This is a genomic window from Paenibacillus sp. J53TS2, from assembly GCF_018403305.1.
Classification (GTDB): domain Bacteria; phylum Bacillota; class Bacilli; order Paenibacillales; family Paenibacillaceae; genus Fontibacillus; species Fontibacillus rhizolycopersici.
This window is the reverse complement of the sequence record NZ_BOSK01000003.1, coordinates 213,091-227,909: the sequence shown is the minus strand read 5'-3', so window position 1 is coordinate 227,909 and position 14,819 is coordinate 213,091. Positions and strand designations below refer to the sequence as shown.

Sequence of the window (14,819 nt, the reverse complement as noted above, 5' to 3'; positions counted from 1 at the left end):
CTTGCTGAACAAACCTGAAGGTTAGGAGATGAGGTTCGCCATGAGTATTAACTTTCAACAAATGATTTTGACGCTGCAGCAGTTCTGGGCAGAACAGAATTGTATCGTCGTGCAGCCGTATGACGTGGAAAAAGGGGCAGGTACCCTGAACCCGATGACGTTCCTGCGTTCCATCGGCCCGGAGCCGTGGAACGTAGCCTACGTTGAGCCTTCCCGGCGCCCGGCTGACGGCCGTTATGGGGAGAATCCCAACCGGCTGTATCAGCACCATCAGTTTCAGGTGATTATGAAGCCATCCCCGGACAACATCCAGGAAATATACCTGGACAGCTTGAAGCGGCTTGGCATTAACCCGCTGGAGCATGACATCCGTTTCGTGGAAGACAACTGGGAGCATCCGGGACTGGGCGCCTGGGGCCTCGGCTGGGAAGTCTGGCTGGACGGCATGGAAGTGACGCAGTTTACTTACTTCCAGCAGGTTGGCGGGATCGAAACCAACCCGGTGGCCGTAGAAATTACCTACGGCATGGAGCGCCTGGCTTCCTATATCCAAGACAAGGAAAACGTGTTTGACTTGGAGTGGGTGGACGGCACGTCGTATGGCGATGTTTTTCATCAAGCCGAGTTTGAGCACTCGAAATATACGTTTGAAATCTCCGACGTTAAAATGCTATTTACGTTGTTCAACATGTACGAACAGGAAGCAGGCAAAGCGATGGAGCAGCATTTGGTGTTCCCGGCATACGATTACGTGCTGAAATGCTCGCACACGTTTAACCTGCTGGACGCCCGCGGGGCGATCAGCGTCACCGAACGGACGGGGTACATCACGCGGGTACGGAATTTGGCACGCCAGGTTGCCGCGACCTATTTGGAGGAACGCGAGAAGCTCGGCTTCCCGATGCTTCAGAAAGGGGGTGCTGCACGTGGCTAAGGATCTGCTGTTCGAAATCGGTTTGGAGGAAATGCCGGCCCGGTTCATCCGCGCTGCGTTGGAGCAGTTGAAGGAGCGGACGGTCAAGTGGCTGGAGGAATCCGTCATCCAGCACGGAGCGGTGGAAGCTTATGCGACTCCGCGCCGGTTGGCTATTCTCGTTAAGGATGTGGCCGAGAAGCAGGAAGACGTGCATGAAGAGGTCAAAGGACCTTCGCGCAAAATCGCCTTGGACGAAAAAGGCGAATGGAGTAAAGCGGCACTTGGTTTTGCCCGAAGCCAAGGGGCGAGTCCGGAGCAATTCACATTCCGTGAAGTTGGCGGCACGGAGTACGTTTATGTCAATAAGAGCCGTATCGGCGTAGAAACCTCAAGCCTCGTCGCTGAGGGATTGCTGGGGATTTTGCAGGCGATGAATTTCCCGAAGAACATGCGTTGGGGAAATTACGATTTTAAATTCGTTCGCCCGATCCGCTGGATGGTGGCTTTGTTCGGCAAAGACATCATCGATCTAGAAATCGCTGGCGTGAAGGCCGGGAACGTGACACGGGGACACCGGTTCCTTGGGAATGAAACGGTGATTGAAGAGCCTGCAGCTTATGTGGAAACGCTACGCGCTCAGCAGGTGATCGCGGACGTGAACGAGCGTCAACAATTGATTCAGAACCAAATTGATGCCTTGGCCAAGGAAAAGGGCTGGCATATCGCGGTGAAGGAAGATTTGCTGGAGGAAGTGCTATTCTTGGTGGAGACGCCAACCGTGTTGTTCGGCACGTTCGAGGAATCGTTCCTGAACATTCCGCAGGAGGTGCTTATCACCTCGATGCGTGAGCATCAGCGTTATTTCCCGGTGCTGAACGAACAAGGAAACCTGCTTCCTTACTTCGTGACCGTGCGCAACGGCAACAACACCTCGCTGGATGTGATCGCCCGCGGCAACGAGAAGGTGCTCCGTGCCCGCTTGTCCGACGCGAAGTTCTTCTATGAAGAAGATCAGAAGCTGGCGATCAAGGACGCGTTGTCCAAGCTCGAGAGCATCGTGTTCCATGACGAGCTCGGCACGATCGGGGACAAGGTGCGCCGTATTCGCCGCAATACGGAGAAGCTGGCGGCGATGCTTGGCGCCGATACCGGGACGGCGGAGGCTGCCGCGCGTATTGCGGAAATTTGCAAGTTCGACCTGGTGACGCAAATGGTTTATGAATTCCCCGAATTGCAAGGGGTGATGGGCGAGGATTATGCCCGCAAAACCGGCGAGCCCGAAGCCGTTGCACGAGGCGTCTTCGAGCATTATCAGCCGCGTTTTGCGGACGATGCCGTGCCGGCTTCTTCCGTAGGCTCGATCGTCAGCATCGCCGACAAAATCGACACGATCGCCGGGTGCTTCTCGATCGGTATCATCCCAACCGGTTCCCAGGATCCGTACGGACTGCGCCGTCAAGCGGCGGGCATTGTCCAGATTATTGTCGAACACCAGCTGTCCGTTTCATTGACCGATATCTTCAAGCTGGCGCTGGAAACCCATCAGCAATTCCGCGGACTTAAACGCAGCGAAGAGGAAGTGCTGAAGGATCTGATGGAATTCTTCGGACTTCGCGTCAGAAAGACGCTTTCGGACGAAGGTCTCCGTTATGACGTCGTGGACGCCGTCCTGTCGGCCGGTTATAACGATGTCGTCTCCTCGGTGGCTCGTGGCAAGGCGCTGATGGATGCTGTTAACGGGAAAGAAGACTTCAAGGCGACGGTTGAATCGTTTGGACGCGTGAGTAACCTCGCAGCAAAAGCCACCGGCGAGAAGGTTCGTTCTGATTTGCTCTCCGAACCGGCGGAACAAACGCTCTACGAGGCATGGCGTTCGGTATCTGAGAAGTACCGGGAGACGCTGGCTTCCCGCGACGCTGCGGGTGCGCTGGAGCTGATTGGCGGCTTGAAGGAAGCGATCACGGTCTTCTTTGAAGCGGTTATGGTTATGGCCGAGGACGATGCCATCCGGACAAACCGCTTGGCACTGCTGGCCGCGATTGATGAAGATCTCAAGTCGTTTGCCGATTTTGGCAAACTGGTTTGGGCATAATAGAAGAAGGAAAGTAAAGCGAATGTGTGGCTGACGGCAAACGAAGGGCTTGCCGTCAGCCATCCATCGCTTATCGGCATAAATCGATAAGATTCGGCGTAACGCTTGTTTAGATTAGGCCATTTCGAGGTTATATTGTATTACATGGAGGCATGGAGGATGCGAATCGTCGTCGATGGGGACTCCTGTCCGGTAAAGGCGGAAATTGCCGAAACTGCAGGCAGGTTCGGCGTGCCGGTGTTGATGGTGGCTTCATATGATCATGTCTTACAACCGGGGCCGGGTGTAAATATCGTTCAGGTTGATCGAAGCGGACAAAGCGCGGATTTGTATATCGCCGCCCATGTGGAGAAGGGCGATATCGTTGTGACCCAGGACTACGGTCTGGCGGCTTTGGTCATCGCGAGAGCTTGCTACGGTTTATCCCCGCGCGGCGACGTCTACCATGCGGATAATATCGACTATTTGCTAGAACGCCGCCACCACCAAGCGAAGGCGAGGCGGGCAGGGCATCACAGCAAAGGGCCGAAGCCGTTTACCGGCGAAGACCGCGAACGGTTTACGGACGCTTTGTCAAAACTTTTGTCACGTTTGCAGGAGAATGTATAGTTTTAGCGAATTACTATTTACGTGTCACCCGAGAACATCAAAATGTCGGTCATTTTGACATTTTGGATGATTCTCACGCGTGAAAGATGAAGGTGATTTGGATGAGTACCGGGCGTGGCATTCCGGAGGAAGTCATCGAGGCGGTTCTGCGTCAGCACGATATCGTCGACACGGTCAGCAAGCACGTTCATCTAACGAAACAGGGGAAGTACATGAAGGGGTTATGCCCGTTCCATTCGGAGAAAACCCCGTCGTTTACGGTAACGCCCGAACGGCAAATCTTCCATTGTTATGGCTGCGGCAAAGGCGGGAACGCCATCAAATTCAGGATGGAAATCGAAGGATTAACCTTTCCCGAGGCAGTCAGAATCATGGCGGAAGAGGCGCACATCCCTTATGAGGATAAGGGGAGAGGTTACGGTGATTCACCGCGTAACCAAGAGTTGGAGCAACTGCTGCAGGCCCATGAATGGTCCTCCAAGCTTTATCATTACTTGCTGAAGAACACCGAATACGGCAAGCCGGCGATGGAGTATTTGAAATCCCGCGGCTTTACCGACAAAGCCATCGATACGTTCCAGATTGGTTACGCACCCGCTAGATGGGATACGCTCGTCCAGTTTTTGGACAAACGATCTTTTGAACTGGAAGCGATGGAGAAGGGTGGATTGCTCTCGTCCAGGCAAGACGGTTCCGGTTTCGTGGATCGTTTCCGTGACCGGGTGATTTTCCCGTTGCACAATCGAAGCGGGAAAGTAATCGCGTTTGCAGGAAGAGTGCTTGGCGACGGACAACCGAAATATTTGAACTCGCCAGAAAGCAAGCTGTTTACCAAAAGCCGAGTTCTCTACAATTTGCATCAAGCGAAAAATGAGATCCGCAAAACAGGTCAAGTTGTCCTGTTCGAAGGTTACGGCGACGTCATTAGCGCGTGGGAGGCCGGGGTTCATAACGGCGTGGCTACGATGGGGACCGCATTAACGGAAAGTCATGCGGCTATCTTGCGTGGCATGGCCGAGGAAGTGTTGGTCTGCTATGACGGCGATTCCGCGGGACAAGCTGCGGCGTTGAAGAGCATTCCGATTCTTGAAGGCGCAGGTTTTTTTCAGGTAAAAATCGCATTGCTCAGCGAAGGGCTGGATCCCGACGAATTCATCCAAAAGTACGGGGCCGAGCGGTTCCGCCATCAAGTTTTGGACGGCGCGGTTTCTTCCGTCAAATTTAGGCTTATATATCTGAGAAAAAACCATATACTGCTAGAAGAAGATGGGAAAGTCGCTTATATCAGAGAGGCGATGCCGATTATTGCGGCGCTTTCCTCCCCAAGCGAACGCGAGATTTATCTAAAGGAACTCTCCGCCGATTTGCAAGTCTCCTTCGACAGCTTAAAGCAGGAATGCAACGAACTGAGAACGGTTATGCAAAAAAAGGCAGATGCCGGGGATAATAAGCCCGAAAGGTGGAATAATGGTAGGCATAAAAAAGGGCAGGCATCCATGCCAACGTTGCTGCCCGCTTTTCATGCGGCGGAACGAAGACTGCTGTCTTTCATGCTGCAGGACGAAGAGGTGTCCCGTTATGTAGGCGAACGCCTAGGGACGAACTTTAACATCGAAGATCATGTGGCGATTGCCGCTTATCTATACGCCTATTACGCACAAGGGAAGAACCCGGATGCTAGTCATTTCATTTCCTCACTTCAAGATGAGCGATTGGAGCAGACGGTCATTTCGATCGCGATGATGGATACGCCAGCCGAATGGACGACGCAGGAGCTGGACGATTGTATTCGTGAAATTCAGAAGGTGCCTTTGCTCGAACAGATCAAGCGCAAGAAAGAGGAAATGGTATCGGCCGAACGAGCCGGAGATTTTATGCGTGCGGCACAAATTGCAAGTGAGATTATTGCCCTAGAGAGACAGTAAGACGAACGGACTTTCGGTGATGTTTCTAGGGAGGAGGGAGCCAGATATGACGAATGACCAACATACTGAACTAGAAACGGAATTAACGCTGGATCAGGTAAGGGATCAATTGATCGAACAAGGGAAGAAAAGGTCATCCTTAACTTACAAAGAAATTATGGAGAAGCTTTCGCCTTTCGATCAAGATCCTGAGCAGATGGACGAGTTTTTTGAGCAATTAGCCGATCTTGGCATTGATGTAACAGGCGACGGCGACGAGGATCACCGGCGCGGCGATGGAGACAACTCGCATGAGGGCGACGATTTCAACTACGATGACGACCTCTCGCTTCCTCCGGGGATCAAGATCAATGACCCTGTACGGATGTATCTGAAAGAGATCGGGCGGGTACCGTTGTTGTCGGCGGACGACGAGATGGAGCTTGCCAAACGGATTGAAAACGGGGATGAAGAGGCGAAACGCCGTTTGGCCGAAGCCAATCTGCGTCTGGTCGTCAGCATCGCCAAGCGTTATGTCGGTCGCGGCATGCTGTTCCTGGATTTGATTCAAGAAGGAAACATGGGATTGATTAAAGCCGTGGAGAAGTTTGACCACAAGAAAGGCTTCAAATTCAGTACCTATGCCACCTGGTGGATCCGTCAGGCGATTACCCGCGCGATTGCCGACCAGGCGAGAACGATTCGAATCCCGGTTCATATGGTCGAAACGATCAATAAGCTGATTCGGGTATCCCGGCAGCTGCTACAAGAGCTGGGACGCGAACCTACGCCGGAGGAAATCGCTGCGGAGATGGAGCTTAGCGTAGAGAAGGTCCGGGAGATCATGAAGATCGCCCAAGAGCCGGTTTCGCTGGAAACGCCGATCGGGGAAGAAGATGATTCCCATCTCGGTGACTTTATCGAAGATCAGGAAGCCTTGGCTCCGGCGGACGCAGCGGCTTATGAGTTGCTGAAAGAACAGCTGGAAGATGTGCTGGACACGCTCACCGAACGCGAAGAGAACGTGCTCCGATTACGCTTTGGACTCGATGACGGACGCACAAGAACCCTCGAAGAAGTGGGGAAGGTATTTGGCGTAACGCGGGAGAGAATCCGGCAAATCGAAGCGAAAGCGCTCCGTAAGCTGCGCCATCCCAGCCGCAGCAAGCGGCTGAAGGACTTCCTCGAATAGGCGTGATCGCCTGCAACCTTGACCTTCTGCAGCTAAGCAGTAAGGTCATTTTTGTTGTATGAGGTGTCCGTTTCTTCTATAGGGCGCCAGTTGCTAGCTTGTAGCCGTTAACGGACCGTAAAGACCTTATTTGCCGATTTCCCGGCAATTTCTCGCTGTAACGGACTCAAAAAGCCTTATTGGGCTTTCCTTACGGTTATTTAACTGATTATGACCGAAATAAGGTCTCTACAGTCCGTTAGAGTTCGGAATTGCCTGGAATCAGGTTAATAACGGCTCTAGTGTCCGTTAGCCGTCGCATCTGTGCTTCTGCTTCGTGATTTAAAGTTGACTAAGTGAACAACCATATGGGAGAAGGTGTTCTGTTGAATCAGGATAAACGCAAGATCATCCTGAAGGAAATCGATCATTGGCGGAGAAGTCGGCTGCTGCCCGAGCAATATTGCGATTTCCTGGAAAACTTATATAAAGATCAGACCGAGGGATCGTCACCCCGCTCAGGCTTCACGCTAAACACACTGATTCAACAGGGAAGCTTGAAACTTTGGTCCCTTTCATTTGGAATAATTTCCTTCTTTTTCTTTATTGTTTTTTATTTTAACGTTTTTCCCTGGGGTTTGCAAATCGCCATAACGCTGTTGCTTTCGGCGGCTTGCTATGCCCTTGCGGCTTATCATCGGCGTGATAAAGCGCTGTTCTCCATGTCGATGGCCGGACTTGGCAGTTTAATGCTGCTAGGCTTCGGCAGTTGGATCATTGCCATCCAGGGTTGGCCGCCCGGTATCGGTACGACGCTGCTAATCGCTTTCTGCGGGTTCGTCTGGCTTGTCTTGGGATACGCGCTGCGGTTTGGTATCATCAGTTACTGCGGATTTGCTTGCGGTATGCTGCTATATGCCTTTTTGCTCGGGCAACTAAATCCGGATGCATCTTGGGGAATGCTACAAGTGTTTTGGCTGCCGTTGGCAGCAATCTTCTTCTGGCTGAGCTGGCTGGGTTATCATCGGCTTAAAGCGATGGCTCCCGTGTTCTTTGCCGTATCCGTGTCATTATGGTGTATGCCGGAAGCGGATGCTCTCCTACTGCGGGACGCCGAGATAGCAGCTATGCCGGCGCTGATCCTAATGAAGATCGTTGCGGCTTTTCTCCTCTTGTTTGGACTACGTAAAAAATGGGTGGTGTGGATTACTTCATGAAATTGTCAGCTAGATTACAGCATATTGCCGACTGGCTCCCGGCCGGTTGCCGATTCGCCGATATCGGATCGGATCACGCGCTGCTGCCCGTGGCTGCGGTACGCAGCGGGCGGGCGGCCTTCGCTATCGCCGGAGAAGTGAATGACGGCCCGCTCGAGGCGGCTCGCCGTCAGGTGGCCGAAGCCGGAGAGACGGGGCGCATCTCCGTTCGCAAAGGAGACGGACTTGCTGTCATTGCCCCGGGCGAAGTGGACGCGATCACGATCGCCGGTATGGGTGGGGCGTTGATCGCTTCGATTCTAGACGAAGGCCAAGCGAAGCTGGTTGGCGTAAAGCAGCTCGTGCTGCAACCGAACGTCGGCGGAGAATTTGTCCGCCGCTGGCTGCTTAAGCACGATTGGTATTTGGTCGAAGAGGCTATCCTGGAGGAAGACGGTAAAATATACGAGGTGATGAAGGCCGAAGCGCGGACCGATGCGGGCGAACAAAACAACGAGCTGTATCGCGAACGCGAACTGGAGGGGTGTCAGGTCAAATTGACCCGCGAGCTTCAGTTATTGATGGGGCCGAGATTAATGGCGGCTCCGAATGAAGTCTTTTTCGCAAAATGGGAATCGGAGCTGCGCAAGCTGGAGAGTATTCGTCAATCGGTTGCTACGTCGGCACTGGAGACGTCCCGTCAGAAGGAGGCGGAGCTTACCCGGCTATCGGAACAGTTGAAGGAGGTGCTGGCATGTTTGCCAAAGGACAAACCGTAGTGCAGTACATGGAGCTATTGGCTCCCAAGCATGTAGCGATGGAGGGAGACAAAATCGGACTCCAGCTGGGCAGCCTGCAAAAGGAGATTCGGAACGTCCTGGTAGCGCTTGACGTTAATGAAGAAGTCGTAGATGAGGCGATCTCCCTGGAAGCAGATCTGATTATTGCCCATCATGCGATCATTTATCGTCCGCTGCCTCATTTGCAAAGCGATACCCCGATGGGGAAGGTGTACGAAAAACTGATCAAAAACGATATCTCCGTTTATATCGCCCATACGAACCTCGACGTCACAGACGGCGGGATGAACGATTGGATGGCGGATGTCTTGGGAATCGAAAGCTCCGGTTCGCTCGAAGATGTGCATACGGACAACCTTTATAAGCTTGTCGTCTTTGTGCCGAAGGACCACCATGAGCAGGTACTGAAGGCTATGCTGAACGCGGGCGCAGGCCATATCGGCAACTACAGCCATTGCAGCTTCAACTTGGAGGGCTATGGCACGTTTAAGCCCGGGGAAGGCACTGATCCCTATATCGGGACCGAGGGTAAGCTCGAACGGGTGGAGGAGATCCGCATCGAAACGGTCGTTCCTCATAGCCTGCGTAGTAAGGTCATCCAAGCGATGCTGAAGCAGCATCCTTATGAAGAAGTAGCTTATGACTTGTACTCGATGGACCTGAAGGGGCGCACTTTCGGACTCGGGCGGGTTGGTAAGCTGTCGGAGCCGGTTACGCTGCGGGACTTCGTGGAGCGCGTCAAAACGCGGCTGGATGTGCCGATGGTTCGGGTCGTCGGCGATCTGGACCGGCCGGTTCGCAAAGCGGCTGTCCTTGGCGGTTCGGGAGGACGATATTGGAAAAGCGCTCAGTTCCGTGGAGCGGACGTGCTCGTGACCGGGGATGTGGATTACCATACCGCGCAGGATGCCTGGATGGCCGGGGTCGCGATCGTCGATCCGGGACACAATGCCGAGAAGATCATGAAGCCTCGCGTTGCGGCTTGGCTGACCGAGAAACTAACAGAGGACAAATACGCAACTCGCGTGCACGTATCCCAGGTCAACACCGAACCGTTCAGATTCATGTAGAGTATCGAAAGCAGCGAGAAAATACGCGACAGAAGCTGGTAGGATACGTCAGGTTTACCGTCAAATCGCTCTTGTCAGCAGGCAGCAATGCCTGTATACTATCAAGTGTTGCCTTTCGAAAGTTTGACAGACAATCGCCGGCGGCTGAAGAGCCGCGGGAGGAAAGTCCGGGCTCCATAGGGCAGGGTGCTGGATAACGTCCAGTCAGCGCGAGCTGAAGGATAGTGCCACAGAAATGGACCGCCGATGGACGACTTCTCACTTCGTGGGAAGGAGTCACAGGCAAGGATGGAACCGAGGTGTAAGAGACCCCGAGGAACGCTGGTGACTTCGTTCCTGGTAAACCCCACTTGGAGCAAGACCTAATGGGACGCAGCTTCTTCGCGAAGCGGCCTTTGCCCGAGGCGCGTCCGGGTTGGTTGCTGGAGCCGCCCAGTAATGTGCGGCCTAGATAGATGATTGTCACTCAACGCGGGAGGGTTGTTCCCGTTCTACCGCAACGAGTACAGAACCCGGCTTACGGCAAACTTTCAACACTAAAGGGAACATGATCTATTTCTATGGATAAAGCCTCCGCATCGCTTGGAATGAATTCCGGCGATGTGGAGGCTTTTGGTTTTAGAGCGTTTATTTGGCGCGGTCCACGGCGCGGTCCATTTTACGCTGAATCGACTGCGGCCAAAACTGCAGCGGCGCCTCGCCACCTCCGGCGGCTTGCAGCGCAGCGTAAACGTCGATCTGCCCGTATCCGTAATATTTATCGCGTCCGGTATCTCCAAGATCGATGACGTTTTTCCGGATGATGTCCATGACCTCGGTGTTTTTCAGTTCCGGATTCACCGATCGAATCAAGGCGGCAAGGGCTGCAACGTGCGGGCTGGCCATCGACGTGCCGGACAACGCCGCATATTGATTATCCGGATAGGTGCTGGCGATACTTTCGCCTGGTGCCATGACGTCGATGTAATCGCCGTAGTTGGAGAAGGAAGCTTTCTGCAGGTTGTAGTCCGTCGCGGAAACCGACAAGACTTCGGGGTAGGCGGCCGGGTAGCCCGGGCGTTCGGTATTGTCGTTGCCCGTAGCTGCGATCAGCACCACGTCCCGATCATAAGCGTACTTGATCGCCTCATGTAAGAACTGGGCGTCTGCGTAGTTACCCAGACTCATATTGATCACTTTGGCGCCGTGGTCCGTTGCCCAAATGATACCTTGGGCCACCGAATAGGTTGTACCCGAACCTGACTTATCTAGCGCCTTCACAGGCAGGATTTTGCCGCCCCACATCATCCCTGCGATGCCCTCGCCATTGTTCACGTTGGCGGAGATGATACCAGCCACATGGGTGCCATGCCCAACGTCGTCGGACGGTTCCTTGTCGGGTTCGATGACGTTATAGCCCTTCAGCAACCGACCTTGCAAATCAGGGTGCTTCAAGTCCACGCCGGTGTCGACGATCCCCACGATCACATCGTTGCTGCCTTTGGACAGCTGCCAGCCGCGGTTCGTTTCGATGATCGGCAGGTTCCACTGGTATTCGGAGAACAACATGTCGTTCGGAACTTCCGGCGTCTCTTCGGCATAACTCGTATCGTCTTCGTTAAAGAAACTCCCCGGATCGTCCCAATAACTTCCTCCGCTTTCGTTGGTCAAATACAAATAATGCGGCTCGATGTACTTCGGTTGCCATTTATTCAGGAAGTACTGCCGAAGTTGTTTCATGGTCATCGTATCCGAACGAAAAATGTAGGTGCTATTCAGGTTGCGCGGCTCTTTGCCGGAAATCTCCTGCACGATTTGCTTCATTTGCTCCGGAGTCGGCTTGCTGTGGAACGTAACAACGATTTCGTTTTCGTAATAGTGACTCGCTTTTTCGTTATCATGCCCCGTTTTGACGGTGATGTCTTTAAGCGTATCCGCATGCACCGATTCAACCTTAAATTTACCTTCTCTCGGATAAGGAATCAAACGCAGGTTTTTGTGTTGATGGTCCTGTACCCGTCCTAAAATCCCGATGTCCATCACCGCGATGACCCCTTGCTTCTTATCCTTGGCCGGCTCAGCGGCAACGAAGTATTTCGGCTGCTTCGCCGGGAAAGCAGGCGATTCGTAAGCCGTCGATTTGTTCAGCGCTTTTTTGGCGTAATTTAAGTACATGTTCAGCTGCTTCTTCACCGCTGGATCCGGGTTGAAATCTTCTCGCCGAAATTGCTTGGTTTGCCCGCTTGCGGCATCGTACCACAGAATCGCTTGAAACTGCTTATGGTCCTTTTGCAATTCTTGGGCAGAGCCGGGCAGCTTACCGCGCTTACTTTGGCTAAAGTCGGCGGCAAGTGAACGAAGGTGACCCCGGGCGTCCAATCGGGATAACCGTTCGGTTGCGGTCATGTCGCGCTTCAGCATACTCTGCTTCAACTTTTGTTCCTCAGCCGGTTGGGGTACGGAAAGCCGATTTACGGTATTCCGCGGCGTTGCTTTGTCATTGTCCGAGGAAGGGAATAGAAACGAAACCGCGACCACTGTGGCTGCTCCCGCCAGCCCTAAGGCAGCCCATCTGCGCCATTTCATCGGTTAGCCTCCTTTAAGATGTCGATAGCCATAGCGTGAGGTGATGTCCCTGTTTTTATTCCTTGAGGGATACCGTATTCGGTTAAATTGTGTTACGATATTTTCGTTAATGACTATACCGATCATTACAGGTGAAGGAGAATTGTTCGCATGTCACAAGCCAATAACATCAGGCAGTTGTGTGAAGCCACTCGAGAGAATTTGAAACGTGCGGCCGAGAAGCTTGAAGCGTTTTTGAACGAGCATTCGCTGCCGCAGCTTATGGAAGGTCAAGAAGAGGACAGAGCTTTGTTTTACCAAGGATTTTTATCGGATCTCCGGCATCTGCTCGTGTTCAGCGAGGTTTGCTACGAGAAGCTGGGCGTCGCTCTTCGGCGCGGGACCTTTGACGAGGAAGCTGCCGAGAAAGTGCTGTACCATGTATATCATGACTGTGTTAACAATTTCTTCTATCCTAAAAATGAAAGCTATTCCGAAGATGGAAGATATGCTTATACCGGGCAGGATGCGATCCGGTTCCGTAAAAAGCCGGTTCGGGCAGCACGTGATATCGTGTTGGACATTACGGGGATGTTCGAGGAATTACGTGACGACCTGACTTATTATGAAAGCGATTATTTGACCCAACTGCGATTAAATCGTTCCGCCAAATAGAAAATTGAATTAACGACAAGATGCCGAGATCTCGGCATCTTTTTCTTTTTCGGAACGATTTGCTAATGGCTTGGCGCATAAGGGGATGGGGGCGAGGAGAAAATGATACGCGAGGTGATCAACATGCCAAATGGGGAAAAACCCATGGTCAAATGTAGCGTATCCAACTGCACCTATTGGGGAGACAAAAATGTATGCAACGCCGACGTCATTATGATCGATGTCGATCAGCATGCGAACAGCCGTTATTCGGCGGAATTTGCCGGCGAAACGTTTGATACGGAACACCGAGACTCCGCCCAGTCGTCCGCCGCTACTTGCTGTCATACGTTTAAGCCTAAATCGAAATAGTCGTAAGTAAAACATTAGTTAACGGAGGTGCTTTTGATGACGGATACCAAATCAGACAAACCGGAACAACTCTCATCCGGCAAAAGCCGTACCGATTATCCGCGCAAAGTTGACCGCGAGTATCACGAGGAGTATGCGGCAGAGGTCACGCCAGCGGGGACGTTTAGCGGTAACGTGGTCCGCGGTGAAAGAGCCGAGAGAACTCGCGATGCAGATCGATCCGATCGTGTCGATGGGGTTCGTACGGCCGGTCGGACGGTAGGCTACGTTGGCGTCGGTCTGGGGATCGCTTCGCTCTTTATGTGGTCGATTATCCTGGGGCCGCTGGCGGCGGTGATGGGCTTTTACGCCTATAGCCAGGGCAACAAAACGTCCGGAGCTTGGGCGATCGGTCTGGGTATCGTATCTACGTTAAGTTATTTCGTGCTCATGCCGTTTACCCGCTAATCCTTCGGCGGTCGTTAACGATGAAATCATGAATGTCATACCCTCAGGCTAACGTCGTCTTACGGACGTTGGCCTTTTTCCCTTTTTGCGAATTTTATCGAAAAAGGGTGGTGCGAGGCGTTGAATGCGTGTAAAATATAGGCATTGAACTAGTTAATCCCCAAAGAGGAGACTTAGAAGGCATGCAAATCGATCCGCGAACGATGGGACAATGGATCCAGCTTCAGTCCTTGAACCCTGTAGACTTGCAAGGAACGTCGGCACAGCGGGCTTCTGGCGATATGGATGGTTCATTGTTTGATATATTGCTGCAAGAAATGATGCTCTCGGAACAGGATTCGCAAGGATCATCCGATTCTGCGGGCGCCAATTCTCGTTCGGTGTTGGAATCGCTTCAGGGGTACCTGTATTCTGGCGGGCTCAATGATACGGACACTTTGGACGGGCTGTTTGCGGAGTTACTTCCTAGTTCCGGGACCGTAGCCGGAATGGGGTCAGCGGAGGATTTCGCGGAAGTGACTTCGGAAGGCACATCGGATTTGCAATCCCTGATTACCCAGGCCAGTGCCAGGTACGGCGTGCCGGAAAGCTTGATCAAAGCCGTGATCGCGACCGAGTCGTCGTTTAACCCGCAGGCGGTTTCGTCCGCCGGTGCCAAAGGGCTGATGCAGCTGATGGACGGGACGGCTAGAGGGCTAGGTGTTAGCGATCCATTTAATCCGGCGCAAAACATAGACGGGGGCACCAAATATCTGTCGTATCAGATCAATCGTTACGGCGGAGACGTTAAAACAGCCCTTGCGGCATATAATGCCGGACCTGGAAGACTGCAACGACTTGGGATCGGCAACGATGAACAATTGATGGAGAAATTCCATTTGTTGCCTCAGGAGACGCAAGGTTATATTGCTAAGATTATGAGAGCACAGGCAAAGTTCGAGGCTTGATGCAGTTTGCAGCTTATCGAATATGGCGTTACATGATAAGAAAGATCAAATGGAAAACGCTCCGACCGCGGTTGTTTCGGGTATACGCGTTTTCAAT

At 52.8% G+C, this 14,819-nt stretch carries 13 protein-coding genes and 1 other RNA gene; 13 read left to right on the top strand and 1 reads right to left on the bottom strand.

What is annotated here, in order from left to right; translation table 11 throughout:
- Window positions 1-46: 46 nt before the first annotated feature.
- The 9 genes from glyQ to rnpB all read left to right on the top strand — a co-directional run bounded on the left by glyQ (window position 47) and on the right by rnpB (window position 10,293).
- Window positions 47-934 (top strand): glycine--tRNA ligase subunit alpha, encoded by an 888-nt coding sequence (gene glyQ / locus KJS42_RS08920; protein ID WP_193416576.1) that lies wholly within the window; start codon window positions 47-49, stop codon window positions 932-934.
- Complete coding sequence (gene glyS, locus KJS42_RS08915; protein WP_213622626.1) at window positions 927-3,008, top strand: glycine--tRNA ligase subunit beta; 2,082 nt, start codon at window positions 927-929, stop codon at window positions 3,006-3,008. Before glyQ ends, glyS begins: the two co-directional genes overlap by 8 nt.
- A 159-nt stretch (window positions 3,009-3,167) precedes the next feature.
- Complete coding sequence (locus KJS42_RS08910) at window positions 3,168-3,617, top strand: YaiI/YqxD family protein (RefSeq protein ID WP_239483591.1); 450 nt, start codon at window positions 3,168-3,170, stop codon at window positions 3,615-3,617.
- 101 nt (window positions 3,618-3,718) lie between these two features.
- Window positions 3,719-5,542, top strand: a complete 1,824-nt coding sequence (gene dnaG, locus KJS42_RS08905; RefSeq protein ID WP_213622625.1) for a DNA primase — start codon at window positions 3,719-3,721, stop codon at window positions 5,540-5,542.
- A gap of 46 nt (window positions 5,543-5,588) precedes the next feature.
- The gene (gene rpoD, locus KJS42_RS08900; RefSeq protein ID WP_155608720.1) at window positions 5,589-6,713 is read left to right on the top strand and encodes an RNA polymerase sigma factor RpoD; all 1,125 of its coding nucleotides are present in this window, start codon (window positions 5,589-5,591) and stop codon (window positions 6,711-6,713) included.
- Between the two features lie 365 nt (window positions 6,714-7,078).
- The gene (locus tag KJS42_RS08895; RefSeq protein WP_213622624.1) at window positions 7,079-7,909 is read left to right on the top strand and encodes a hypothetical protein; all 831 of its coding nucleotides are present in this window, start codon (window positions 7,079-7,081) and stop codon (window positions 7,907-7,909) included.
- Window positions 7,906-8,667 carry a tRNA (adenine(22)-N(1))-methyltransferase gene (locus KJS42_RS08890; protein ID WP_155608722.1) on the top strand — a complete coding sequence of 254 codons (762 nt, stop codon included), beginning with the start codon at window positions 7,906-7,908 and terminating at the stop codon, window positions 8,665-8,667. The genes KJS42_RS08895 and KJS42_RS08890 overlap by 4 nt, the downstream gene beginning before the upstream one ends.
- A complete protein-coding gene (locus KJS42_RS08885; RefSeq protein WP_213622623.1) occupies window positions 8,643-9,758 on the top strand; it encodes a Nif3-like dinuclear metal center hexameric protein in 1,116 nt (371 codons plus the stop codon). Before KJS42_RS08890 ends, KJS42_RS08885 begins: the two co-directional genes overlap by 25 nt.
- Before the next feature lie 118 nt (window positions 9,759-9,876).
- Window positions 9,877-10,293: RNase P RNA component class A (gene rnpB, locus KJS42_RS08880), an RNA gene on the top strand.
- Window positions 10,294-10,385: 92 nt separating this feature from the next.
- Here rnpB and KJS42_RS08875 read toward each other — a convergent pair.
- Window positions 10,386-12,323, bottom strand: coding sequence for a S8 family peptidase (locus KJS42_RS08875; protein WP_213622622.1), 1,938 nt, complete (start codon window positions 12,321-12,323; stop codon window positions 10,386-10,388).
- Window positions 12,324-12,473: 150 nt separating this feature from the next.
- Here KJS42_RS08875 and KJS42_RS08870 point away from each other — a divergent pair, with 150 nt between their 5' ends.
- The 4 genes from KJS42_RS08870 (at window position 12,474) to KJS42_RS08855 (ending at window position 14,722) form a co-directional block, all read left to right on the top strand.
- On the top strand, window positions 12,474-12,977 hold the full coding sequence (locus KJS42_RS08870) for a YpuI family protein (protein WP_155608725.1): 504 nt from the start codon (window positions 12,474-12,476) through the stop codon (window positions 12,975-12,977).
- Between the two features lie 144 nt (window positions 12,978-13,121).
- Complete coding sequence (locus tag KJS42_RS08865; RefSeq protein ID WP_244868424.1) at window positions 13,122-13,328, top strand: DUF1540 domain-containing protein; 207 nt, start codon at window positions 13,122-13,124, stop codon at window positions 13,326-13,328.
- 36 nt (window positions 13,329-13,364) lie between these two features.
- Complete coding sequence (locus KJS42_RS08860; RefSeq protein ID WP_155608727.1) at window positions 13,365-13,775, top strand: hypothetical protein; 411 nt, start codon at window positions 13,365-13,367, stop codon at window positions 13,773-13,775.
- A 182-nt stretch (window positions 13,776-13,957) separates the two neighbouring features.
- Window positions 13,958-14,722: a lytic transglycosylase domain-containing protein gene (locus KJS42_RS08855; RefSeq protein ID WP_193416371.1), complete on the top strand. Its 765-nt coding sequence runs from the start codon at window positions 13,958-13,960 to the stop codon at window positions 14,720-14,722.
- Window positions 14,723-14,819: the final 97 nt, after the last annotated feature.

Coding starts and splice junctions, on each gene's coding strand:
- dnaG (WP_213622625.1), top strand. CDS start 3,719: ATGAGTACCGGGCGTGGCATTCCGGAGGAAGTCATCGAGGCGGTTCTG.
- KJS42_RS08870 (WP_155608725.1), top strand. CDS start 12,474: ATGTCACAAGCCAATAACATCAGGCAGTTGTGTGAAGCCACTCGAGAG.
- KJS42_RS08865 (WP_244868424.1), top strand. CDS start 13,122: ATGGTCAAATGTAGCGTATCCAACTGCACCTATTGGGGAGACAAAAAT.
- rpoD (WP_155608720.1), top strand. CDS start 5,589: ATGACGAATGACCAACATACTGAACTAGAAACGGAATTAACGCTGGAT.
- KJS42_RS08910 (WP_239483591.1), top strand. CDS start 3,168: ATGCGAATCGTCGTCGATGGGGACTCCTGTCCGGTAAAGGCGGAAATT.
- KJS42_RS08875 (WP_213622622.1), bottom strand. CDS start 12,323: ATGAAATGGCGCAGATGGGCTGCCTTAGGGCTGGCGGGAGCAGCCACA.
- KJS42_RS08885 (WP_213622623.1), top strand. CDS start 8,643: ATGTTTGCCAAAGGACAAACCGTAGTGCAGTACATGGAGCTATTGGCT.
- KJS42_RS08860 (WP_155608727.1), top strand. CDS start 13,365: ATGACGGATACCAAATCAGACAAACCGGAACAACTCTCATCCGGCAAA.
- KJS42_RS08855 (WP_193416371.1), top strand. CDS start 13,958: ATGCAAATCGATCCGCGAACGATGGGACAATGGATCCAGCTTCAGTCC.
- KJS42_RS08890 (WP_155608722.1), top strand. CDS start 7,906: ATGAAATTGTCAGCTAGATTACAGCATATTGCCGACTGGCTCCCGGCC.